The 21,235-nt window shown below is 52.4% G+C and carries 38 protein-coding genes; 17 read left to right on the forward strand and 21 right to left on the reverse strand.

Features of this window, described 5'->3' with window-relative positions:
• Positions 1-11: 11 nt before the first annotated feature.
• The 18 genes from AB1K62_RS14400 to AB1K62_RS14485 all read right to left on the reverse strand — a co-directional run bounded on the left by AB1K62_RS14400 (position 12) and on the right by AB1K62_RS14485 (position 9,247).
• Positions 12-683 carry a hypothetical protein gene (locus AB1K62_RS14400; RefSeq protein WP_367004615.1) on the reverse strand — a complete coding sequence of 224 codons (672 nt, stop codon included), beginning with the start codon at positions 681-683 and terminating at the stop codon, positions 12-14.
• A 40-nt stretch (positions 684-723) separates the two neighbouring features.
• Positions 724-2,058, reverse strand: a complete 1,335-nt coding sequence (locus AB1K62_RS14405) for a DUF4055 domain-containing protein (protein ID WP_367004617.1) — start codon at positions 2,056-2,058, stop codon at positions 724-726.
• Positions 2,058-3,296: a PBSX family phage terminase large subunit gene (locus AB1K62_RS14410; RefSeq protein ID WP_367004619.1), complete on the reverse strand. Its 1,239-nt coding sequence runs from the start codon at positions 3,294-3,296 to the stop codon at positions 2,058-2,060. The genes AB1K62_RS14405 and AB1K62_RS14410 overlap by 1 nt, the downstream gene beginning before the upstream one ends.
• Entirely contained in the window at positions 3,277-3,654 is a 378-nt protein-coding gene (locus AB1K62_RS14415; protein ID WP_367004622.1) for a hypothetical protein, read from the reverse strand. Before AB1K62_RS14415 ends, AB1K62_RS14410 begins: the two co-directional genes overlap by 20 nt.
• Positions 3,655-3,740: 86 nt before the next feature.
• Positions 3,741-4,211: a hypothetical protein gene (locus AB1K62_RS14420; RefSeq protein WP_367004625.1), complete on the reverse strand. Its 471-nt coding sequence runs from the start codon at positions 4,209-4,211 to the stop codon at positions 3,741-3,743.
• A 124-nt stretch (positions 4,212-4,335) separates the two neighbouring features.
• Complete coding sequence (locus tag AB1K62_RS14425; protein WP_367004627.1) at positions 4,336-4,857, reverse strand: hypothetical protein; 522 nt, start codon at positions 4,855-4,857, stop codon at positions 4,336-4,338.
• Between the two features lies 1 nt (position 4,858).
• Positions 4,859-5,137 (reverse strand): hypothetical protein, encoded by a 279-nt coding sequence (locus AB1K62_RS14430; protein ID WP_367004629.1) that lies wholly within the window; start codon positions 5,135-5,137, stop codon positions 4,859-4,861.
• Positions 5,138-5,260 (reverse strand): hypothetical protein, encoded by a 123-nt coding sequence (locus AB1K62_RS14435; protein WP_367004631.1) that lies wholly within the window; start codon positions 5,258-5,260, stop codon positions 5,138-5,140.
• Positions 5,261-5,301: 41 nt separating this feature from the next.
• The gene (locus AB1K62_RS14440) at positions 5,302-5,631 is read right to left on the reverse strand and encodes a hypothetical protein (RefSeq protein WP_367004633.1); all 330 of its coding nucleotides are present in this window, start codon (positions 5,629-5,631) and stop codon (positions 5,302-5,304) included.
• The gene (locus AB1K62_RS14445; protein WP_367004636.1) at positions 5,621-6,364 is read right to left on the reverse strand and encodes a helix-turn-helix domain-containing protein; all 744 of its coding nucleotides are present in this window, start codon (positions 6,362-6,364) and stop codon (positions 5,621-5,623) included. The genes AB1K62_RS14440 and AB1K62_RS14445 overlap by 11 nt, the downstream gene beginning before the upstream one ends.
• Before the next feature lie 11 nt (positions 6,365-6,375).
• A complete protein-coding gene (locus tag AB1K62_RS14450; RefSeq protein WP_367004638.1) occupies positions 6,376-6,534 on the reverse strand; it encodes a hypothetical protein in 159 nt (52 codons plus the stop codon).
• Complete coding sequence (locus AB1K62_RS14455; RefSeq protein WP_367004640.1) at positions 6,531-6,875, reverse strand: hypothetical protein; 345 nt, start codon at positions 6,873-6,875, stop codon at positions 6,531-6,533. Before AB1K62_RS14455 ends, AB1K62_RS14450 begins: the two co-directional genes overlap by 4 nt.
• The gene (locus AB1K62_RS14460) at positions 6,872-7,033 is read right to left on the reverse strand and encodes a hypothetical protein (protein WP_367004643.1); all 162 of its coding nucleotides are present in this window, start codon (positions 7,031-7,033) and stop codon (positions 6,872-6,874) included. The genes AB1K62_RS14455 and AB1K62_RS14460 overlap by 4 nt, the downstream gene beginning before the upstream one ends.
• Positions 7,030-7,287 carry a DUF2312 domain-containing protein gene (locus tag AB1K62_RS14465; RefSeq protein WP_367004646.1) on the reverse strand — a complete coding sequence of 86 codons (258 nt, stop codon included), beginning with the start codon at positions 7,285-7,287 and terminating at the stop codon, positions 7,030-7,032. The genes AB1K62_RS14460 and AB1K62_RS14465 overlap by 4 nt, the downstream gene beginning before the upstream one ends.
• 39 nt (positions 7,288-7,326) lie before the next feature.
• A complete protein-coding gene (locus AB1K62_RS14470; RefSeq protein ID WP_367004648.1) occupies positions 7,327-7,479 on the reverse strand; it encodes a hypothetical protein in 153 nt (50 codons plus the stop codon).
• 184 nt (positions 7,480-7,663) lie between these two features.
• Positions 7,664-8,209 (reverse strand): hypothetical protein, encoded by a 546-nt coding sequence (locus AB1K62_RS14475; protein WP_367004649.1) that lies wholly within the window; start codon positions 8,207-8,209, stop codon positions 7,664-7,666.
• A 177-nt stretch (positions 8,210-8,386) separates the two neighbouring features.
• Positions 8,387-8,851: a hypothetical protein gene (locus tag AB1K62_RS14480; protein ID WP_367004651.1), complete on the reverse strand. Its 465-nt coding sequence runs from the start codon at positions 8,849-8,851 to the stop codon at positions 8,387-8,389.
• Between the two features lie 168 nt (positions 8,852-9,019).
• Complete coding sequence (locus tag AB1K62_RS14485) at positions 9,020-9,247, reverse strand: helix-turn-helix transcriptional regulator (RefSeq protein ID WP_367004653.1); 228 nt, start codon at positions 9,245-9,247, stop codon at positions 9,020-9,022.
• On the opposite strand from AB1K62_RS14485, the gene AB1K62_RS14490 reads away from it, so the two are divergent.
• The 4 genes from AB1K62_RS14490 to AB1K62_RS14505 all read left to right on the forward strand — a co-directional run bounded on the left by AB1K62_RS14490 (position 9,246) and on the right by AB1K62_RS14505 (position 12,047).
• Positions 9,246-9,983, forward strand: coding sequence for an XRE family transcriptional regulator (locus AB1K62_RS14490; RefSeq protein ID WP_367004655.1), 738 nt, complete (start codon positions 9,246-9,248; stop codon positions 9,981-9,983). The two genes, AB1K62_RS14485 and AB1K62_RS14490, sit on opposite strands and share 2 nt — an antisense overlap.
• A gap of 37 nt (positions 9,984-10,020) precedes the next feature.
• Positions 10,021-10,344, forward strand: coding sequence for a hypothetical protein (locus tag AB1K62_RS14495; RefSeq protein ID WP_367004657.1), 324 nt, complete (start codon positions 10,021-10,023; stop codon positions 10,342-10,344).
• 615 nt (positions 10,345-10,959) lie between these two features.
• A complete protein-coding gene (locus tag AB1K62_RS14500) occupies positions 10,960-11,847 on the forward strand; it encodes a hypothetical protein (RefSeq protein WP_367004660.1) in 888 nt (295 codons plus the stop codon).
• Between the two features lie 2 nt (positions 11,848-11,849).
• Positions 11,850-12,047 (forward strand): hypothetical protein, encoded by a 198-nt coding sequence (locus tag AB1K62_RS14505; RefSeq protein WP_367004661.1) that lies wholly within the window; start codon positions 11,850-11,852, stop codon positions 12,045-12,047.
• Positions 12,048-12,075: 28 nt separating this feature from the next.
• Here AB1K62_RS14505 and AB1K62_RS14510 read toward each other — a convergent pair whose 3' ends face one another.
• The 3 genes from AB1K62_RS14510 to AB1K62_RS14520 form a co-directional block, all read right to left on the reverse strand.
• Positions 12,076-12,444 (reverse strand): thermonuclease family protein, encoded by a 369-nt coding sequence (locus AB1K62_RS14510; RefSeq protein WP_367004662.1) that lies wholly within the window; start codon positions 12,442-12,444, stop codon positions 12,076-12,078.
• Positions 12,445-12,628: 184 nt separating this feature from the next.
• Complete coding sequence (locus tag AB1K62_RS14515) at positions 12,629-13,036, reverse strand: hypothetical protein (RefSeq protein WP_367004664.1); 408 nt, start codon at positions 13,034-13,036, stop codon at positions 12,629-12,631.
• Positions 13,024-13,689: a DUF433 domain-containing protein gene (locus AB1K62_RS14520; protein WP_367004666.1), complete on the reverse strand. Its 666-nt coding sequence runs from the start codon at positions 13,687-13,689 to the stop codon at positions 13,024-13,026. The genes AB1K62_RS14515 and AB1K62_RS14520 overlap by 13 nt, the downstream gene beginning before the upstream one ends.
• Before the next feature lie 217 nt (positions 13,690-13,906).
• Between AB1K62_RS14520 and AB1K62_RS14525 the strand changes: the two genes are divergently transcribed.
• The 13 genes from AB1K62_RS14525 (at position 13,907) to AB1K62_RS14585 (ending at position 21,226) form a co-directional block, all read left to right on the forward strand.
• On the forward strand, positions 13,907-14,893 hold the full coding sequence (locus AB1K62_RS14525; protein WP_367004667.1) for a pentapeptide repeat-containing protein: 987 nt from the start codon (positions 13,907-13,909) through the stop codon (positions 14,891-14,893).
• The gene (locus tag AB1K62_RS14530) at positions 14,890-15,159 is read left to right on the forward strand and encodes a hypothetical protein (RefSeq protein WP_367004668.1); all 270 of its coding nucleotides are present in this window, start codon (positions 14,890-14,892) and stop codon (positions 15,157-15,159) included. The genes AB1K62_RS14525 and AB1K62_RS14530 overlap by 4 nt, the downstream gene beginning before the upstream one ends.
• Positions 15,156-15,449, forward strand: a complete 294-nt coding sequence (locus AB1K62_RS14535; protein ID WP_367004670.1) for a hypothetical protein — start codon at positions 15,156-15,158, stop codon at positions 15,447-15,449. The genes AB1K62_RS14530 and AB1K62_RS14535 overlap by 4 nt, the downstream gene beginning before the upstream one ends.
• The gene (locus AB1K62_RS14540; RefSeq protein WP_367004672.1) at positions 15,446-15,778 is read left to right on the forward strand and encodes a hypothetical protein; all 333 of its coding nucleotides are present in this window, start codon (positions 15,446-15,448) and stop codon (positions 15,776-15,778) included. The genes AB1K62_RS14535 and AB1K62_RS14540 overlap by 4 nt, the downstream gene beginning before the upstream one ends.
• On the forward strand, positions 15,775-16,035 hold the full coding sequence (locus AB1K62_RS14545) for a hypothetical protein (RefSeq protein WP_367004674.1): 261 nt from the start codon (positions 15,775-15,777) through the stop codon (positions 16,033-16,035). The genes AB1K62_RS14540 and AB1K62_RS14545 overlap by 4 nt, the downstream gene beginning before the upstream one ends.
• Positions 16,032-16,154: a hypothetical protein gene (locus AB1K62_RS14550; RefSeq protein WP_367004676.1), complete on the forward strand. Its 123-nt coding sequence runs from the start codon at positions 16,032-16,034 to the stop codon at positions 16,152-16,154. Before AB1K62_RS14545 ends, AB1K62_RS14550 begins: the two co-directional genes overlap by 4 nt.
• Positions 16,154-16,546, forward strand: a complete 393-nt coding sequence (locus AB1K62_RS14555; RefSeq protein ID WP_367004677.1) for a hypothetical protein — start codon at positions 16,154-16,156, stop codon at positions 16,544-16,546. The genes AB1K62_RS14550 and AB1K62_RS14555 overlap by 1 nt, the downstream gene beginning before the upstream one ends.
• Positions 16,547-16,563: 17 nt before the next feature.
• Positions 16,564-17,388: a hypothetical protein gene (locus AB1K62_RS14560; RefSeq protein ID WP_367004679.1), complete on the forward strand. Its 825-nt coding sequence runs from the start codon at positions 16,564-16,566 to the stop codon at positions 17,386-17,388.
• Positions 17,389-17,414: 26 nt separating this feature from the next.
• The gene (locus tag AB1K62_RS14565; protein ID WP_367004680.1) at positions 17,415-18,398 is read left to right on the forward strand and encodes a RecT family recombinase; all 984 of its coding nucleotides are present in this window, start codon (positions 17,415-17,417) and stop codon (positions 18,396-18,398) included.
• A 331-nt stretch (positions 18,399-18,729) separates the two neighbouring features.
• Positions 18,730-18,939, forward strand: a complete 210-nt coding sequence (locus AB1K62_RS14570; RefSeq protein ID WP_367004681.1) for a hypothetical protein — start codon at positions 18,730-18,732, stop codon at positions 18,937-18,939.
• Entirely contained in the window at positions 18,936-19,214 is a 279-nt protein-coding gene (locus tag AB1K62_RS14575) for a hypothetical protein (RefSeq protein WP_367004682.1), read from the forward strand. Before AB1K62_RS14570 ends, AB1K62_RS14575 begins: the two co-directional genes overlap by 4 nt.
• Positions 19,211-19,864 carry an HNH endonuclease signature motif containing protein gene (locus AB1K62_RS14580; protein WP_367004683.1) on the forward strand — a complete coding sequence of 218 codons (654 nt, stop codon included), beginning with the start codon at positions 19,211-19,213 and terminating at the stop codon, positions 19,862-19,864. The genes AB1K62_RS14575 and AB1K62_RS14580 overlap by 4 nt, the downstream gene beginning before the upstream one ends.
• A 201-nt stretch (positions 19,865-20,065) precedes the next feature.
• Positions 20,066-21,226 (forward strand): hypothetical protein, encoded by a 1,161-nt coding sequence (locus AB1K62_RS14585; RefSeq protein ID WP_367004685.1) that lies wholly within the window; start codon positions 20,066-20,068, stop codon positions 21,224-21,226.
• Positions 21,227-21,235 lie beyond the last annotated feature (9 nt).

Here is a 21,235-nt window from a genome sequence, read left to right on the forward strand (position 1 = left end):
ATTCAAATTCCTTATTTTTCGGGAAGCTCCGCCAATTGCGGAACCTTATCCATGAGTGGGTTGTTGGTAGGTTTAGAACCGTCTCCACCCTTCGCGCCGCCACCCTTCGGAGCAGTCACAAAGTCTTTTCCTTCGCCAGCAGCCCACCGTTTAACATGGTCGGCAAGTGCCAGTGGCCCCATATCTGTATCGATAAAGGGCTTCCCGTCCGAGCCAATCTGAACACCGTCTGCAAGCATATTGCGGGCGGCTTTTGTGAAGGCGGGGTTTACAACACCGGCAGCGGTTAGAGCGTCCGTCAAATCACGGTCCAAGGCGTTTTTGCGCGCCGTTTCCTGTGATTTTTCAAACTTCCCTTTCCAATCATCGCGCTCAGCTTCCAGCTCTTGCCGGAGGCTAACAAGCGCAGCCTCATCAGCCTTGCCATCCTTTAATTTCGCCCATTTTTCAGGGTCGAAATCTTCTGGCAGGCCATCGGCCTTGGCTTTATACTGGTCGCGTTCTTGCCTCGCGGTTTCCCGGTCGGTTTTGACGCGCTCGTATGCGCTCTTGAGATTAGCAACATCAGGATGTGCATCGACGCCCTCGATTTGCAGAACAAATTTGCCGTCTTTTTCGGTGTAAAACGGGATAAGAGCCTCATCGAGGCCTTCTGTGGATTCTATAACGGTTTTCAAAGCCATCGGCCTTAATTCCTTCCTGTTAATGATTGCCCATCGGGCGCTATGCTACGTCGCCTCCAACGGCCGCCGGGCCGTCAAGCAACTTTGCTTCGTTGGCTGCGGTCTGCTCTGGCGAGAATATCCCGCCCTTCTGACCCGCAGCAAAATAGGTTTCCCAAGACATGCCGCCCTCGACATAAACACCAAATAGCGCCGCCAAATCTTGCGGTGTCATGGTGTTGTCCATCAGGTCGGTTGGAGCCTCAACCGTGATATTATTTTCCGGTAGACCCATAATCATCGCAGCGTTCTTCAATGCCCTCTCCAGCAGCATAGAAGACGATTGCGCGATACTAACCAGAGTAGCGGTTTCCGATGCATAGCGGAGACGTTTTGCCTCGCCTGATTCTGCGCCCTGCGCCGTATGTTCAAACAGTCTTGCCCCAGCCATGACAGCCGCCTCACGGTTATCAGCCATGGCGATCTTGTGAGCCTCAATACCTATACAGCTTGGACTAACGTATTTCAGATCAGCCTGATTGTTCGCGCCGCTGTTCATCTGATGCACGGCGCCTGCGCCAACCATATCAGGTGCTTCACCGTCAATGGCGACAAGCGTTTCCTGTCCACTCATGTAAAGTTGGTGGCGATAATCCGCCGATAGCTGGTAAATTGCCTTTGCTGCGTTTGCCACACCGATCAGTGGCGGCGCTTCGATAGTTGGTGACAAGTCCATCGCATTAGCAACAGCAAATGGTATCCGGGGCAGTTTTTCACCCCCGCGCCCACGAACCTCAATTTCTTCTACTTGTAGAGTTTCGCCCTGATAAATCTGTGCAGTAAAATAACCGCCGTCCATTTGCAGCACCCGGTAACGCTCTAACTGCTCCCAGATAAAGCCTTTCCGGATATTGCTGGTTTCGTCCAATACCCAGAAATCAACATCCCAGTTGATGAGCTTGTCGCGCCGAAGGCCCACAAGATACGGGTCGCCTCCATCTTTCGGTGCGTCCGTCAAAACACAATAGCCGCCGATAACAAGCAGTTCACGAGTTATGCGCCTGTGAAACGCCTCAAGCGGCAAATTGTCGCCGTCCGCGTTCTCCCAAAGAAAATTCATCTCGCTCGGCATCTCGATAGCCAGCTCACGGCCATGGATAATGCCGACCATCGCGCCAACTGATGGAGCAAGTAGCTCCGGAAACTGCGCGCGGCCTCTGTAGGCATTATACATCGCCACGCCGCCGTCATCCTGCCCTGCAAAGCCAGATGGCATCGGCAAATACACCTCAGCGCGGCCCTTGATAGCGTTCTCGCCGTCCATGCAATCACGCATCAATTGCCATTCATTGCGCCGCGCGGCCGTAATTGCAGGATGAAATGTTTTAACGCTCATCAATACAGCCCTTTCAACGCTTTTGTTTTCGAACTAGGCTGCTGCACCTGCTTAATCATCGGTCCGACCGCGTAACGGGTCGCATCAAAATAATGGTTATGCGCATCCACGATTTTAGCCGTTATATCGCCGGTCAAACGGTCAACTTTGTAACTGTAAAGCCGAGCCTCACTTTGTGTTTCTACGCACCGCGTGTGGATCACAATGCGCTTGAAGCTACGCAGATAGCTGATTCCATCTTCAACGCTACCCGGCCACTTATCGACCGCGATAGCCTTTGGAAGGCCATGCCGCGTCAAGTGCGATATACTTTCAGGCCTACTGCTATCCCAGCGGCTTACACCTGCTGCAAAATCAGGAATTGCAGCCGTGACAAATGTCGCTGTGTCGTCAAGCTCTAGCCCAACCTTGCCCGCCTCGCGGTGGACGTATAAATCGTCGCCATTGATCCACACTTCGACCGCCGCTGTGGGATCTTGGCTAAATCCAAAGTCACCGCCGAAATATGGCCCATCCCAATCCGGTCCAGGCGTAAAGTCCTCTATGTGGACCTTGCCATGCAGCACCTGCGCATCACTGTTGGTTAAATATTCGCCATCCCAGATATGCGCGTAAGTGGCTGGGTCCAGCCTTGTCTGTTCACGCCTGCGAAGCGCCTCAAGTCCCGCTGGAAAAAACGGGTTATCGTTGTAATTAACCTTTCGAATAATCGCATTAGTTGGCGGCTCTTTGCGCAGACGTTTATCAACCGGCGATCCGTCTAGACGCGGGTTCCATATTGCCCATAATTCAGACAATTCACGTCGAAAAACCGTAGCCTCTAAAGCAAGCCAGCTTTCCTCCGGAACATCCTCCGCTTCTTCAACAATTGTTAGATCGATACCAGCCAGCGATTTTATCGACGCGGTATTGTGCCTCAGCCCGCGAAATATAAACTCAGTTCCGTTTCGGCCCTTAATGTAATCGACGCCAACAGAATAGTGAGCCTCAAGCCAAGGTTCACTCGCAATCGCCGCCTTCAGCTCGGCGTGAAAACTCTCCTTGATCGATACCTGTAATTCGCGGGTGCAGAGTATGCGCAGCGGGTCAACCATGCCCCATACAGCCGCCATCTTGGCTGCACCGAATGATTTACCTGAACCGCGACCCCCGTATAAAGCTCTATACTGGACTGATCCGCGCGGCGGCGTGAAGACCTCTTGAATTTTGCGCGGTAGTCTAACCGTCGCAGTTGTCATCCACTGCTTCGATTATAATTTTTGCGGGCGTCATACTGCCATCACTGGATTGGTGATCGACTTCCTGTTTTTCGCGCCAGTCATCTGCAACCCTGTTTTTCAGCCCAAATATAGCTGCGACCGCACTTCCTTCACCACCCTGAGCAACAGCGCGAAGACGATCTTCCCACCATATTGCGGCTTTGGCCTGCGCAATCTTTAAGGCGTCCGAAAACTCCGGATACTCATCTGCCCAAAGATAGACAGATGATCGCGCAACGCCGATTGATCCAGCAAACGCCGTGACGCTGTAACCATTCTCCATGAAAGCGATTATCTGCTTGCAATAAGTCTTTTTGTATTTTGTTGGCCTAGCCATTTTCAACCTCTTTCAGGCATCGCCCACAGAGTTGCAGCGCATCGCGCTTGAATGTTTGGCGCTACCAGCGCGCCTGTTTGGATATATTAAATAAGAGCGCGCAAAGCAGAAACACTGCCTGCGATGAAGCAAATGAGGCTCACAAGCGCAAACGTCACTCCCAAAGCAAGGCCCATAGAACCACGCCTTACCTCCGCCGCCGTATCGTAGCTACTCCCCGCACCGAAAGCGCCTGCCTGAGCGTTCCATGCTTCATACTGCGATGCCTTGTAGTAAAAATACTGCGAAAAAAATGCGCCTGTGTGAGCGATAAACACACACGCCAATCCCGCAGCGTATAGACCGAACGCCCACATCATGCGCGCTGGGTCCACCTTGCTGCCAGTATTTCCAACAAATGTCAGGATGGCAATAATCGCACCACCATTGCCCAGCATCAACGAATGGAGCAGCGTCTTGGAGTAATCAACCTGATACTGAATGCGGTCGCGAGCCTCGTTGTTCATGGACTCATAATCCTGCCGAGCGATCTCGCGGTTTATCTCATCTTCAGTCATAAATCACCAGCCTGAAACGAAAAACCCCGCCGATTAGAGCGAGGTTTGTTAAAATATCTAGACGCAACTTTACGACCTTGGAAAAATTAACCACAACGGATCAGATAAGTCAAGCGCCTCAACACTACCCCAGTGGCGCACAATAACCGGCTGCGAATTTCAGATCGATCAGGATTAGGCTGCGATAGTGTGCAAGTATCTTGCGCCTCGCATCACCTTGGAAGGCTTCCAACCCTGCCCTTTGTGCCATTTTGCGCACTATATGCTCAAACGGTATATCCTGAATCACAATCTTCCGCGTGATATCGATGAGCTTCATTTCCCGCAATTCTTTCTCGATCCGCGCGACTTCGAACTTCGCTGACAGCACAGATACACCCGGTCCATTACCGCTTGCCGGGCTGAAATCGATGCAGCTACGCACCGGCGAGTGGTCAGCATGAGCGTGCTGGTCGCGGTAATGGGCCAGCCATGCGAAGTGCTTATCTGATAGCAATTTAGCTTCATGCAGGCTCACAATGACCGGTGTGTCCCTGACCGCAGCCCCTGCGCTACGGAAATCACCTTTCGCCAGCCGCTCATCTGTTGGCCGGACGAAGCGAGTTTCCTGCAGAGCCTGTTTTTTCTTGCGCTTGGTTCTTGCCATTTTAATCCTCATACTCCGTAAGCGCAGCCGCCATGATCCCTTTGCTGGTAAAATACGAGCAGCGCGCACCAATGCCGTGCGTTTGCAAATTGTAGGTTATCATATCCCCATCCGGACCTCTCTGGGCGCGCTCATCAGCCAGAACAACCACCGCCATAGATGGATCGAAGTCATAATCTCCTGCCTCGATCTCGTCAGCGATGTTTCGCAAGGCTGTCGCGAGATCGTCTTTATCACGGCGCGGGTGTAGTGGGACTACGCGCATTGTCGGCTCAGTCATTCAACCCTTCCCCCAAAACTCAACTTCAACAATATCCCAGTCATGGCCGGTATCGGTCCAGCGCATCTGTTTGGCGGTGCGAGGCCGGTCGTCAATCACGCCGTTTCGGTATTTTACTCTCAAGTCACGATCTCCTGTTCTGGGCTGGCGTCCGTTGGTTGGCTTCACACTGGGTCCGCTGCGCTCATCAATCCCGCCTTGGCCTCAGCCAGAATCTTCGCGATTTCGCTGCGCTCACTTTCGTCCTGGACGATCTCTTGGCGTGTCAGCTTCGGAGCATTTGCGTTCTGGAACTGCGCCCGCTTGATTTTCTCGACGCGGATCAGGCTATCTGCCCATTCCTGGCTGGCGCGGATTATGGTTGGAACGATCTTGGCCGGATGGTCGCATGTCGTCCTAGCCTTTGCTGATGCTGCGAAAAATGGCTCGGCAGGGATATGACAAACCTCCGCCAGTGCAGCCAAAAGCCATGTTTCCCGCTCGTCACGGGACATGCCCGATGGAGCGCAGAGGGTCAGGCATCTGCCCAATTCGCCGAACATCTGGTCTTCGGTCGCCGGACGTGCTTTCGCCGCGGAGGCTTGCCAATCTTGCTTTAGCGCCCGCAACCGCGCTTTCTGTGACTGATCCTGATTTTTCGTTTCTTCGCTCATCATTCCTAACCCAATCTGCTTTGAACCCCTTCCAGCCACGTGCTACGCACTCGGCAAGCGCATCCTCCAGCGGCCACCCTGCCCGCTCGGCTTCTCTGGCAATTCCGTTGATCGCTGTTTTGGAGACCGGAGCCTTCATGGCCTTGCGCATGGCTAGCCAGTCATCCCAAACCTCGGCTGAAACGCTGTCAGGCTTGGCAGGGGGAATTGGTTTTTCTTTTTTAGATACGTTAGTATCTTTTTTCTTAATGGTGTTTACTGGTGTATTGGGTGCACCACCTGCACGGGTCTGTGCGCTCTCCTGCACGGGTGCACCACCTGCACGGGTGCGCCTCTTGCATGGGTGTATAGTGTATTTACACCCCTTCCCGATCACCTGCTCACGGGTCAAAAGGCCCTCTTTTTCAGCGCGTGAAAAGGCCGCCTGAACGGTTCTCCTGCTGCATCCAGTTTTATCCGCAATCTGTTTTATGGAAGGCCACGCCAAGCCATCGTCATTGGCCCAATCAGCCAGTGCGAGAAGTGACAGCTTTTCGACTGGCGAAAGCCCCTCCATATCCCATATTTCGGACATCAGGCGGACACTCACACCCACCCCCATCTGCGCATGGCCGCGATAAGCGTGTCTGGATGCCGAAAAACGCCGCAATGATGACCGGCGCGGTGTAGCTGCTCAAGGCACTGGAATTGCTCCACAGTGACACCAAGAGCCTTTGCTGCCCGGTCTATGAATAAGGTGCTCATATCGTCACCACCACTTCTGCTGGTCTTCGCGGCGCTCCTCGCCGCAATGTAAACTCGAACTGGCTGTCATCGACACCGAGTGATTCAGCGATTGCGTCCACGCCCTGCTTTGTCATCGCCAGAAGGTTATCGAGATCGCGCCGCCGCCTGTCCGGTGCATGATAGGTCATCACCAGCATGACGGGTGTGCCGGGCTGGATATAGACGCGCCCCTTGGCCGCCAGAACGGCTATTCGGCAGTCATCCTTGTATTTGCGCGCAGCATCGGCCTTGCCCCGGTAATCGGCTTGAGAGCCGTTTCTCGACAGCTTTTTGGGTGGCCAAGGCAGTTCTATTCTCACCGGCTCAACCTCGCCAGCAAATCATCCCTACCAAGTTCTACGGCTATCTCACGCGCTTTACGGACAGCCTCGACGCGGCGCGATATGAACCGGCCTTCAAGGTCGCGGGGTTGGCTGGGACGGCGATCTCCGCGCCGGAATATCTTGCGCCAGATCACAGCAAAAACGCCCCCTGAATACCGAGCGAGTTTGCATAGGTTTTCAAGATAGAAGCAGCCTCTTGCCGGTCATGCGTTTCCATCTTGCGAAGCCGGACGCATTGGCGCATTATCTTGGCGTCATATCCTTGCGATTTTGCTTCGGAATAAACATCTTTTATGTCATCAGCGATGCCTCTTTTCTCTTCTTCCAGTCGTTCGATACGCTCAATAAAAAGCCGCAATTGATCCGCTGCTACATTGCCTTCACTCATTTGAATATTTCCTCTTGTTACGGGATTTCTTGCTGTCGATCACAGCAACGCCTCCAATCGCTTGACTAATCGTTCGTCATTTAACTCACGGGCCAGAACAAGCGCTTTTGAGACACGCCTTGTGGTAAACCGGCCATCGGGACGGCGGGGTGGCGCTTTGGGCTTTGTGGAGCGGTTAAAGGGCCATATCATGCTGCCACCTCATAATCAGAAGCGCGCTCAAGCTGCTTTCGGCATGGTGGTATCCAACGCATGCGCGGATCGGTGTTCGGGTTGTCAGCGGAAAACCAAACCAGCCAGCAATAAGCCGTGGCAGTCGAGCCTTTCTCTGACAATTTGCCTCTGTGCATCACAGCCGACGAGGTGTTTTGACCACTCATCCCCCCACCGCCTTCAAGGTCACAGCCTTGGCGTCCAGCGCGTCTTTTTCGCATGGGGATATGTCAACACCAGCGGGGCTGTCTGCGCGGTGCGCTGATGCCTTGGTGTTCACATAGTCCTGACACAGATCAGTCAGTGCATCATGGTCAATATCATCAGGTGCTTGCACGATCTGGTGATCCGTGGGCAGCAACAGCGATAGCAGGTCATCAGGGATAACGCCCACCAGCCTGTATAGGCTGGCAACAGACATGACCGAGTGACCACCTGCATAACTTTGGATGGTCGTATAACCGAGGCCGCTATCCATGCTGATGCGCTTCAATGCGTCACCGCGTGAACAGGTAAGCCGGAACATGGTTCGCTGCGCTTTTTTGATCTGCCCTATGATATTGTCATCATGCTGCATGATTTTGTTGATCCTTTTGGCTAGAAGGGTTGTCATGAAAGGAGTTAGAAAAAGACGATTGGTTCCCATTCGCAGCGCCATTATGAACAACCTGACCGGCTCGCCGCTTGATACTTCCGCTGGGAACCCCATTACTGCGTTCGCCTGGACGAAGTCGAAAGGAGGCCGGACAGGTATCTTTCGCAGGGAGGGTAACTACAGCGACCCGCCCTCCCCGCGTCCCATGGGGGTGGGAATGCAGTGCGCGAGACGAGCGGAGAGGAATACCCGCCTCGCTATCCCTGAAAGGGAATTGGTGTGGTGGGGTGGTCATAGCGCCACCTCACCGGGGACGCTTGCGCAGTCCCCGGCTTCGGCTACAGTTGCAGTGTCACCAACAACTGAAAGTACGGGCCAATGCGCATCGAAATCACAGGAAAAGTTCCCATCACGGCTGATTGCGGCCACAAGTTCGAGGTACCGCTCGCTGGGCTTGACACTGAAACTGATCTTGTCTGCCCCGAGTGCGGCTTCATTGACCATCTCACCCATGAACAGATCGAGGTTATCAACCGTCAAGTCACAGACGCTGCCACTAAATTTGGCGTGGAAAAGATCAGGGAAGCTACCGGCGACGCTATTGCGAAGGCTGTTCGAGGCTCCAAGCACATCAAATACAGACGTAAGTGATCGACCGGCGGGTGCTGTTGAAGCGCTGAGATTAAGTTTAAGGGGGTTAAGGGTTGCCATGATGCCCTCCATTATCCCGGAAGTTTCTGGGTGGTCGTGGGTCATAGACTTTAACCCTTCGGCTAAGTCCCTTAGACGGCTCGAGCGAGGTCATATATCTGTGGCGACGCCGATCCGCTTTAAGTCGTTGATATTCGGATTCTGCGCGGATTACATGGGCCACAATCTCAGCGATGCGGAGTTCCTGTTCGGGCGTGAAGGGTGTGGGGGTGGTCATGCTGCGACCCCAGAGCGCTGCAAAAACTCTGTTTGCCAAACAGCGAAAGGAACGCCGCCATTTGTTGCGTTTTCAATATCTCGCGCCGTATCTGCATCGGGGAATCTAACGCCAGCTACATATCTGTTGACTGTCGCTTGCTTCTTCTTGATCATTTCGGCGAAGACCGCCTGCGTAACATCTTCTTTTGAAAGATACGCCTTTAAGGTGTCTGAGTAGGTCATGCTCGAAATATATACCGATACGGTATGTTTGGCAACAGCTAAATATACCACTCCGGCTATTCCGGATGAGGTTATTTATCTCGATAATGCCGCTATGGCATATTCTGACAATATTAAGCGGCTACGGAAGTCAGCAAATTTCACGCAATCCAAATTGGCAGAGATGCTGAATGTCGAGCAACCGACAATCCAGCGATGGGAAAGTGGGAAGCGGGAGCCCTCAATTTCTGACTTAGAACTTATAGCTAAAACGTTTGGAGTCACGCTCTCTGATCTTTTCGCGAATGTACCTATAAGGGCACTTGGTCCAACCTTGTATGTTAAGGGTGCAGTCGCTGCCGGCCAGTGGGTTGAAGCATATGAATGGCACGAGGATGACTGGCAGAGTTTTACCGGGAGGGCGGATGTAACAGCTGACGTTGGGCACAGATTTGGCCTTCAAGTGAAAGGCGATTCAATGGATGAAATTTATCCAGACGGCACAATTGTCGAGTGTGTAAGCCTGTTTGGTAACGCAGAGCCGATGCCTGGGAAAAAAGTTGTCGTCGTTCGACGCAAGTTTGATCAGACGATCGAAGCCACGGTAAAAGAGTTAGTGGAAATCGACGGGGCGCTTTGGCTTCGACCGCGATCTAGCAATCCCGTGCATCAGTCGATATGCCTACAGGACGACAACGGCGAAATTGAAGAAACCAGGATTGTTGCTGTTGTCGTGGCGTCAGTGAGGCCGGAATAAACGGGGAACGACGATTAACTAAATAAAGGGGGTATAAATGCGAAATTTAATTCTTATCGGAGCAATAGCGCTTGGGGGCTGCGCTTCAACACAAACCGTGCTTTCTAAAGAGCCGACCGAGGTTTATCATTCCGAAAACAGCCAGAACGAAGTTGTGTTCTGCTTGGCGAATAAAAACAACGTCCCGGTCCTTGATAAGGATGATGGCTCAAAGGTCGTTCTTATCAAAAACGGCTATGGCGGCGTTTCTCTGGCCTTCACGATCTGGCCGGAAGGCGAAGGCAGTCGTATTGAATATCGCCGCCAGTTCGGCACGATCGGCACGGCTTGGCGGCAATGCATCGGGCTGGAAGAATCGTAGGGGGTCCCAGCATAACTCGCCTAGCCACCTTGATTTTTATGCCAGCATTGATGTTGCTGACTGGCTGCAATGAGGCAGTAACGGCATGCGAGAACGTTATTAAGCGCGATCTGCGCTCACCGTCTACATATGAAAGGGTGAGTGCAGATCACTACCGGCTGCAGAACAGCATAACTGTCTCGATCGAATATGATGCCGCGAACGCATATGGTACGCCAGTGCGAGAAACCACCAGTTGCACTGTTCCTTTTAATGCAGATGGAAAACCAGTCTATTCTGCAACATATTGAGGCTGGCTACCCAAAAACCCAATAAAACACCGTCCGGAGTGCCATCAGCACGCCGAATATCGTGAACGCAGTTATAAGCGCGATCTCGAAGCGCAGCCATTTATCCATTACACGCGCAGCCTTGTTTCATGGTCATTGCCCCGCAGTCGGTCTGGCATGACTGGCGCGTCCTGTCGAATCCGAGCTTGATAGTTGCGGTCAGGTGGGGTGGGGATTGGCGGGAGATGGGTACCCGCCGGGCGGCCAGCTTTTCCTCATAAGGGGTACCGTTATTGCATTTGCAACTATGATCTGAAATAGAGCATCGTTAAGGGGGTAGCAAATAATGGATGCTATAAAATCAGACGATATTATTAAATCACTTCTTGCCGAGAAGTGTAAGACTCTTGAGGACCAGCTTAACGGTGAAGTTATGTTAATCCGCGCACCTATGGCTCCGGGATTAGATGATGTTATCCGTACAGAAGTCGAAAACCTTGCCACCCCAACGGGACGACGAGAACAGCTAGTTGTTGTTTTGGAAACAAGTGGCGGATCGGTTGAAGTTGTGGAGCGAATTAGCGATGTGTTTCGCCATCACTTTTCATCCGTTATATTCGTGATTCCTAGTTTTGCGTATTCCGCCGGGACTGTTTTATCCCTGTCGGGAGATGAGATTTATATGGATTATTATTCGGTGCTCGGACCGATTGATCCCCAAATCATGAACCGCGATGGCCGGTGGGTGCCCGGTCTTGGGTATTTAGAAAAGTACAATGATTTAGTGAGCAAAAGCCGGAATGGAGCAATTACTCCCGCCGAGCTAGAGTTTTTTATTAGAAAGTTCGACCCGGCAGAGTTGTTTTTACTGGAGCAGGCCAAAAAGCACTCTGCCGATCTTATCGAAAAATGGCTTTGTAAGTACAAATTTAAGGATTGGGACATAAGGGAAAGTACTCAGTGTGCGGTAACCGAAGATTACAAAAAAGAGCGAGCCAGCCGCATAGCTGCATTGTTGGGTGACGCAACAGAATGGAATTCACACGGCCGCGGCATACCTTTGCGAGTGCTAGAGTCTGATCGCGTAGGTTTGCAGATTAAAAATTTTGGTGAGAATCCAGGGCTTAGTAATGCTATAAGAGAATATTACGATCTTTTCGTAGATTATTGTGGTAAGACCGGTGTAGAGATAGCGACACATACTAAGCATAGGCTTTTTGGACTAGGAGGCTGAACATGCAGCGTACACAAGAGCACTTTGAGACAGAAATAGCTGAAGCACGGAGGCTGCTTGAATCACATGGCCGGATTATTGGTGACGTGGATTTTGGTCCATCTGAAGAAAGTAGTCTCAAAAGCGACTACGAATTACCCTATTCAAGTATGCCAAAACTAAGAGGCAAAAAATGGATCAAAAGCGAAAAATATGCCTGATATGGCAATCAAGCCAACAGCCCCGTAGTTAATCCACCCCACACTCCCGCTTAACCCTGCCTCGCTGGTCATAGCGCGCCTGATAGACGGCATCGCCAGCGGCAAGCATTGAGCAGGCCACGTTCACTCCTCCGGCATATACAACCGCAACCGTCCGGCCATAACGGTCTTTGCCTGTGCGATCTATGCGTAGCCTGCCCTTACCGATCAGCCGGGCCAGATGAGCCTTGGCCCTGTCTGGATCTCCATCAACGCAGACACGCCCTGTCCTGCCCCTGCACTTCCCGCCCATTTCCGGTGCGTCGATAGCCAAGAGCCGGATGCGCTCGTCACCGCAGCGCAGAGTGTCGCCGTCGATTGCGTGACAGGATATTAGGAGAGCGACGATTAGGAGCATGGTTTATTCTCAGCACAAATAACAAGACCCCCAAAACCGAAGCCCGGGGGTCTTGAAAACTATATCGCAGCTTGGTTTCGCCGTTGACATAGCCGCCTCTTGAGAGGTTTTGAGGCTTAATGGTCTCCCACAAGCAATTGCCATCTATATAGACCTCTCAAGCGGAAAAGGAAAGCTGATTGGCTTAGTCAAATCCCTTTTGCCTGATTATCCGGTCGCTATAGGTGATACGGTATATGAATGGGGCTGGCTGATTTTTAACAAGTTGCTCCATTTTTTTGTAGGTATATGCAAAGCGCCGCAGTTTGTCCCAATTAACCGAGCTTCCGCCATCCAGATAGAAAACGCGCCCTTGATGCTGGCGAACAGCCTCCATAGCAAGACTATCCTTATGGAATCGCTTGTCGTGACTGATGACGATCCATCCTTTTTTGCTAACTTCAGCAAGCCACACGTCATCATCTGTATCCCTTGCGAAGCCGTTGGACTTTTCGTCATGAAATTCAATTTTGAAAGGCGCACGGGTTTGCCTCAATAACTTAGGGAGTTTTGAGCCTGTACAACGATCAAAGAAAAAGGTTAGTTCAGCCACTCATTTTGCCGAGTGGTTTTTGGGTCAATCCCTTCGAATAGCAGCGCTGCTTTTAATTCCGAGACCTCTAGGCCAAGGTCATCTGTAATTTCATTCATAGGCTCCCCCTCCGCCCAACGCTCTTTCAACAGCCAAGTTGGAACACCAGATACATGAGGCGCTCCAAAACGCACTTTCGGATCAATTACGACTGGTGATTTTTCTCCAGCCAAATGCCACCGAGTGGCGATCCCATCTTCATATTCAAACTCTTTAAACCGATCCCCGATAACGCGCTTCCAAGCCAATTGCCCATTACGGTTGCCGATCAGCAATTCAGCCCCCGCCTTTACGGCAAGGTCTACCCCATCCGTCATAAGATCGAGCATGGCGAACGGATATTCTGTCTTAAATGCGCCTGCAAAATATGACCGCGCAGCCCGTATGTCCCCAAGCTTCATGCCCGCGTCCTTGCAGGCGGCTGCCACAGCTAATTCGATAAGCTGCATATATGATAATTTGGCCCCCGGCTCCCGCTTCCCAAGTGTCGTGTTTTTGTGCCACCGCGCCACTGTAGCAGAGTGGACATGAGCATAGCGAGCAGCCTCTTTAACCTCGTAATTCGGGATTTCCAGCCTTGCGCGCCAAAATTCGCTTGATGTAGCTATGTTCATTTAGCGAGTGCTCCTTGCGCACTAAGCATAACGCGCGCCTACGTGGTGAACATAATATATCACGATAACCTCCGATTGGTAGCCCTCTTTTATCCCTCCCCGCAGCACACTGATTCGGGGTTGTGTGGAATTAATATACCTTATTGGTATTTTTATCTTGACCGTATTATACCGTTACGGTATTACAGTCTCTATCAACACAGGATAGGTAGAGACTATGACAGCCACGACAACAGAGCAATTCGAAGTGCGCAGCCGCTGGACCGGCAAAGTCCAGTTCACGGCCACAATAGAAGTTACGCCGGACATGCTGCCGAGCGCCAAACTTGGCCTTGCAGTCAGGTGGGGCGTGAAGAACGATGCAAACCTTAGCGGTGCATACCTTAGCGGCGCATACCTTCGCGATGCAAACCTTCGCTATGCAAACCTTAGCGGTGTAGACCTTCGTGGTGTAGACCTTCGCGGCGCAAACCTTAGCGGCGCAAACCTTAGCGGTGCAAACCTTCGCGATGCAAACCTTAGCGGTGCAAACCTTCGCTATGCAAACCTTAGCGGCGCATACCTTCGCGATGCAAACCTTCGCGATGCAGACCTTAGCGGTGCAAACCTTAGCGGTGCAGACCTTAGCGGTGCATACCTTCGCGATGCAAACCTTAGCGGTGCAAACCTTCGCGATGCAAACCTTAGCGGTGCAAACCTTCGCGATGCAAACCTTAGCGGTGCAAACCTTCGCTATGCAAACCTTAGCGGTGCAAACCTTCGCGATGCAAACCTTAGCGGTGTAGACCTTCGTGGTGTAGACCTTCGCGGCGCAAACCTTAGCGGCGCAAACCTTAGCGGTGTAGACCTTCGCGGCGCAAACCTTAGTGATGCAGACCTTAGGTCATACAAATCATGCTTATGGATGACATTAACCCAGAACAAAGCAGAGGTTCCTGCGCTGTTAGATGCGCTTAAAGCTGGCCGTGTTGACGGTTCACAATATGAAGGCGAGTGCGCTTGTCTGGTTGGCACGATAGCCAACGCTAAAAAGGTAGATCACACCGAGCTCCACTACAATTCAAACGACCCGTCAGAGCAGTGGTTCCTGATGATTAAAAAGGGCGACAAGCCAACCGATGACACTGGAGGCGGCTTCGCTTCTCGCAAGGTCGTGGAATGGATAGAAGAATGGCAGTCATTTAATTCAGAGGTGGCGGCATGACAAACGCAACAACTCAAGACAAACTAGACACGGCGATTGCAACGCTGATGCACTGCAGGGCGCGACGCGCTGACCCTCATTACAGCTATGAAGGCGTAGCGGTCCTGAAAGCTATTTACGATTTAACCGAGATTGATGCGGTTCATGATGCTGCTGTCGAACTGGAAGGCGAACTTGATTCCGAGCAAGAAGATCGCGAACGGATAGGCGAATATCTTGCGAGCGCAGAGGCTGCGGCTGCTTCAATTCGTGGGGTGGCGGCATGAGCGATAAACCAACATGGGGCTATAAACGGGCTGATGAGCTACGCAAAGAAGAAATTATAGCATTTACTCCTTTTGAGCAGCTAAAAACAGCCTTCGCCAAATACATCGAGCAGCAAGAAGAAAAGCCAGTCGATCCGCTGTTGATCGAGGCGCGTGAGATTGTTGCTGTTGAGTATGAGAAGGCAGGCCATCCGATGGCCGCTGCGGCATATCGCAGCGGTGTGTATGACAACGATATGGACTTAAAGACCGCATACGCAGCCCTCAAATCACGAGAGCCGCAATCATGAGTAGTAGATACCGCAATGACCTTGGGCCTAATGTCGAGCAGATACTCGCTCAAGGAAGCCGTGTGGTTATTGGTAAAATACCAGCGCAAGTTCGTAAAGAATTAATGGCCGCAGTAAAGGTTGGTGGCTTAGGACGCTTAGCCAAGAAAGGTTTGATGCCAGAAGTATTTTTCCACCCAGACCATAAGAATGAGGCGCTTGAGCGCCAAGCGCGGGAGGCTGAATATTCCACCCTTTGTATCAATAAAGTAGTTGCAACTAAGCCCGCACATCAGCGCGTAGAAGATGCTTTTGGAGCGATTACCAAAACCAATGGCGGTGCGGCATGAGCAGCGAGGCACAGAAATACCGCGTCCTGATCGCAGCGTATGAAGAAGAACCAATCACCATATCGCCAGAGTTAAACCGCTACTGGAATGACCCTGAATATCGCCAGCAATTGGAGGCGGACCGCATTATCAAGCAGCGCCTCGTTGACCGGAAGATGGATGAAGCAATGATCCGTGATGGTGTTCGCTGGCCCAAGCACTGGACCGCTAAAGAGAAATACGAAGCTACGGCCCATTTACGGGGGCTGGACCAATGAAACGCCAGTTATCCAAAGGGCTGCACCTGCTGTTTTCAGACGTTCAGAACCTCGACACAGTGGCGCTGTTGTTCGTCGCAATGTTCGCTTGCTTTTACCTGATCGGATTTGGCGCATAATGGCCCGTTCTTCCACCCCATACGGCGAAATGCGTAGCACTGGCGTGCGCTTTGAAGGCGTGAACCCTGATATTCCGGTTGCTGGCCTTTACATCACCCGCATGCGTAGCGGCGGCGCACTGTGCGCACTTCGCATCTGGTATGGCGCGCCTCTCGATCCTGTCACCGGCGAAGAACTGGACCGGTCGCATGGATGGAACGCGCTTCTGAACGAACATGAAAGCGTCGATATTGAGCGGATATGGCCAAGCTGCGCCGCCGATCTAACAACCAGGGCGAAATATGAAGCAGTCGTGCGCCGCTCAAAATGGGCGCGTGAGAATGCGTCAGGAACGGCGCTGGCGAACCCATACCGCAAGGCCGATCCACTTACCGACAATTTGTTATTCTAACCAAAGGAGCCGAAATCATGGCAATCACAAACGTCCAGACACTACCCAAAGAAGCCGATCACGGCGGAATAGGCCACAATAAGCCACCCGTCGAGATCGAGGCCAAGGCCGCATTTGACGAACTGGTCGATGCAGACCCAAAACTGCGCACACGGATCAATCAATTCATTGTGCCGGTGAAAAGCGATGACGGACAGGAAATCCCCTTCATCAACCGCGTGAAAGTCACCAGCGAGGAATCGCTTGGCATGGCGGCTTCAACGGTGAAGCAAATTCGCACCTGCATGACTATGATCAATGCTGCACACAAAGAGGCAAAGCAGCCTTATCTTGACGGTGGCCGGATCGTGGACGCTGAAAAGAACGCATTGTTTGCGCCGCTTAGCGATTTGAAAGCGGCTATCGAAGGCAAGCAAAGCGCCTATGTGCGGGACCGTGAAAACGCAAGGCGCAAGCGTGAGGCCGAAGAACAGGCAAAAGCTGCGAAGATAGAGCGCGAACGTCAGGAAGCCGCCGCCAAAGCCGAGGCAGATCGCCTAGCTGCTATCGAGGCCGGAAAACCCGCCCCAGAGCCAGAACCAGAGCCAGAACCCACCCCTGCCTATGTCGCGCCGGTTGAAAAGAAAAAAGAGCCGGTTCGCGGTTACGATGGCACCGTTGCTTCGACAACAATGGTCAAGGTTCCCACTGTCACTGATTATGCCGCCGCGTTCGCGATGGTGCAGTCCAATGCCAAGGTCAAAGAGGCAATCGACAAGGCCGTTGCCTCGCTGGTCAAGGCCGGAATCACCGAAATCCCCGGCGTCACGATCACCGAAGAAGCCAAAGTGGTGAACCGGTAAAACCTGAAACTTAGAAGGAATTATATATGAATGCACGATCAACCGCCCTTGCGCGGCAAGACAACCAAATCATGGAAAGTGCCCACCGGGCAGCCGCGGCAAGACCTCGCAAATCAGCATTGGCTGCTATGGCCGACCGGTTGCAGATTGACCAAAAAAACCTCATTTCAACCCTGCGCAGCACTGTGTTCAATAAGGCGAATGACGAGGAGTTTGCCGCACTTATCGTGGTGGCCAATGAGTATCAGCTGAACCCCTTGCTCAAGGAAATCTATGCCTTCCCGTCGCGTGGCGGGATCATGCCAATGATCGGCTATGATGGATGGGTCGCCATTATGAATCGTCATCCGCAATTTGATGGTTACGAGCATAACGAAATCATGTCCGGTGACGAGTTTCTTGGCGTTGAAACGATCATCCACCGCAAGGACCGGTCGCACCCGACCAAGACGACCGTCTATCTCGACGAGTTCAAAATGAACACAGAGCCTTGGAAGCAGAAACCAAAGCACATGTGTCGTATCCGGTCGCTTTGCCAAGGTGTTCGGGTCGCCTTTGGAGTGACCGGCATATATGTCGAGGGCGTGGACGGCATTGACGAGGGCACAGTGGAGCCAATGCAGCAGGCGCGCATCCCTTCCAACAAAGAACTTCGTAGCCAAGAAGCGGAATCCGAAAACGCAGATCCCGAAACCGGCGAAATCCAGCAGGAAGAACTCTCCGAGGCTCAGCAGCGCGAAATTGACGAGCAACTGGACGCTGAACAGGCAGCGGCTGAACGCGGCTTATCCGACGATCAGGACGGCGAAGAGGAGCAGACAGAAGAAACTCTTTCCGCATCGGAGGCCAAGTTTCAGGAACTCGCTTCGCTTCTGGAAGCAGCCGACACAAAGGCCAAGATCAAGAAGGTTGAGGCTGAATTTATCAATCACCGCGTGGCGCTGGATGATGCTCATGTCAGCATCTTGGAACGCGAAATCAACAAGGCCAAGCAGGGATTTGAGGCCTAACCATGACATGCCGGAATCCCGATAACTGCCAGAAGAAAGACATGCGGCGCATGGGCAAAACAGGCTTGTGCCGCCCGTGTGCAATCTCGAAATACCGGAAGCAACCGGAGGTTATCGAGGCTGACCAAAAGAGGTTGGCAGCGGCGAATTACCGCAAGCATTGGGCATGGTGTCCACCTGAATATCGCGAGATTTATGAATCCATGCGCAAAGGCTCATGGACTGCATCAGAGGCCAAGGCAGAGGTTTTGTCTTGGATTAGGAAGGAAGCATAGTTTTTACAACCAACAGGCGGGGATTGCGAAAGCCTCCCCGCCGGAAAGGGATAAGCATGAAGCACACAGCAACCAAGATCGAGCGCGGTTACATGATATTATATCATCCGGACGTTGATAATCATTGTCCTGCCTGCGGAAAAACCAACTGGTATGTTGGCCGGTTCAGCGCGGAATGCGGCTTTTGTTCGACTGCCTTGCCGCTCTCGATGGTTGATAGCCAGCCCATGCATCCAAGGTTTACTGAAAGTGGAGTGAAGCAATGACCGGCGAAACAAACCTTAAAAACAACAAACTGAACAGCCTCAACGATCACCTGTTTTTACAGCTTGAGCGGCTATCAGAGGACTGCATGACCGAGGAGCAGATCGAAGCCGAGGCCAAGCGCGCAGAGGCAATTGTCGATGTGAGTGAACAGATTATCCGCAATGCCGATGTTCAATTCAAAACGGTTAAATTGATCGCAGAGCATGGCGACCATTTACTTAACCATTTTCCCTCGCTCAAAAGCGACAAGCCAGCCCTTGAGGACCAATCATGAAAGGCCGAAAGATACCATATACCAAGGCCGAACTGGCATGGCTATCAGATAACCGCACCATGCCGATCAGTGACTATCACAGCGCGTTCTGCAAGCGTTTCGGGCGCGATGATGTGTCCAAGCGCAACCTGCACAGCCTACGCAAGCGCAATGGCTGGAAAACGGGCCGGACAGGTCAATTTGTGAAGGGCCAAGAGCCGCATAACAAGGGCAAGAAATGTCCCGAAGGCGTTGGCGGTCGTCATCCCAATGCGCGCCGGACGCAATTCAAAAAAGGACAAACGCCGCACAACACCAATTATCTTGGCCATGAACGGGTGAGCAGGGATGGTTATGTCGAGGTCAGTGTTGCGGAAACAAACCCGCACACCGGATATGAGCGCCGCTATGTTCACAAGCATCGCCACGAATGGGAGAAGGTCAACGGACCTGTTCCGGAAGGTCATGCGCTTAAATGCCTGGACGGTGACAGGCAGAACACCGTTCCGTCAAACTGGAAGTTGATTCCGCGTGGTGTGCTGGCACGGCTCAATGGTGGCCGGTTCCGCAAAACACTAGCCTATGATGATGCCGCGCCGGAGGTGAAGCCTTCCGTCATGGCGCTGGCTGAATTGAAGCACGAACTGACGGAGCGGAGGAAGGCGCAATGACCAACGCTGAACCCGCAAACGCGGTTGTGGATTATTTGGGAGAGAAGAAGTGACTTATCCGCCCGACCTAGAGCGCAAACTATTACTCAAGATTGATCGCCGGAAAACCGTGCAGCTATCGCCTGATGAACTTGACATTTTATTGGAATGTGGGGCCATTAGTAGCCTGTCAAATGCAGCCGCTGATTTTCGGAGACAACAATGCCGCGCAAGAAACGCCCAAAACCGCTCTACCAACGGGGAGAATACCGGCTCTACGAAAGGAAGGGCCGCAATCTCGAAATCATCTATTACGACCAAGCCAAGCGCCGCGAACGAAGCATTAGCGCGGGCACAGCAGACATTGGGCAGGGGAAGCTAGCCCTTGACCGAGAATATCTCAAATCAGAAGGCAGGCCAACCTGCCCGACATGCCACCGTCCTTGGGATGGTGAAGGCCCTGCCCTGGCACTGGATGCAATCGCTGATTATCTTTTGCTATCAGAAGGTAAGGCTGGAATATCCAGCGCACGAACACGCCTCTCCCATATTACCGATTATTTGGTGGCCACTGATACCGCGACAAATTGCGCGCAGATTGATGAACAGTGGGTTGAAAGATTCCGCAAATGGCGAGAAGGCAAGGCCAGCCCTTCACATATCGAGGGCAGCGTCATGCAACTAGCCGCCGCGATAAATGCCACCAACAACGGCCCCGCCAACTTCAAAGCGCGCCAGTTTACTGCATTAAGCCAGTCTCCTGAATATAGGGCTGATATAAAGACGATTGCAGCCATGTTCGGCTATGCGATGGAATATGATAACCGAGACAACCTTTTGCGCTATCTGCGCGCCGCTGTAGCGACATGGGCAAGGCCGGACGCGATATACGACATTCATTCAGACAACTGGAAAAGCAACGCAAGAGTCCTTGCCCTTAACCCTGCGGGCCGATTGCAGACCAAGAAGTATCGCCCGACCGTGCCAATAGCGCAACAATTCGCGCCGCATCTGGACGTTCTGCGCGGCCAATATCTCCCCGTCACCACGATTAAACATTCATGGGGGAATATGCGGGAAGAACTCGGTTTACCGAAGGGCCGCGAAGCTGGCGAAAAGTTAATCCGCCGGTCGATCGCCACGATAGCCAGAAAAGAACTCGGAGAAGAACACTGGATACAGGGCAGAATCATGCTTGGACATGTGAAAAGCACGACCAGCGACATCTACGCGCTGCCGAATCCAGCCCATATCGGGCGCGCTTTAGCGGTCACAGAATCCATCATTGATGAAATCGATCAGCACTGCAAAAACGCTTTTTACCGCAACTTTACCGCAAAACAATTTGACTTTGGGAAGTATCGGAGGTTAAATAATGGCTGATTTCTGCGA

It is taken from the genome of Parasphingorhabdus sp. JC815, from assembly GCF_040717415.1.
Lineage (GTDB): Bacteria > Pseudomonadota > Alphaproteobacteria > Sphingomonadales > Sphingomonadaceae > Parasphingorhabdus.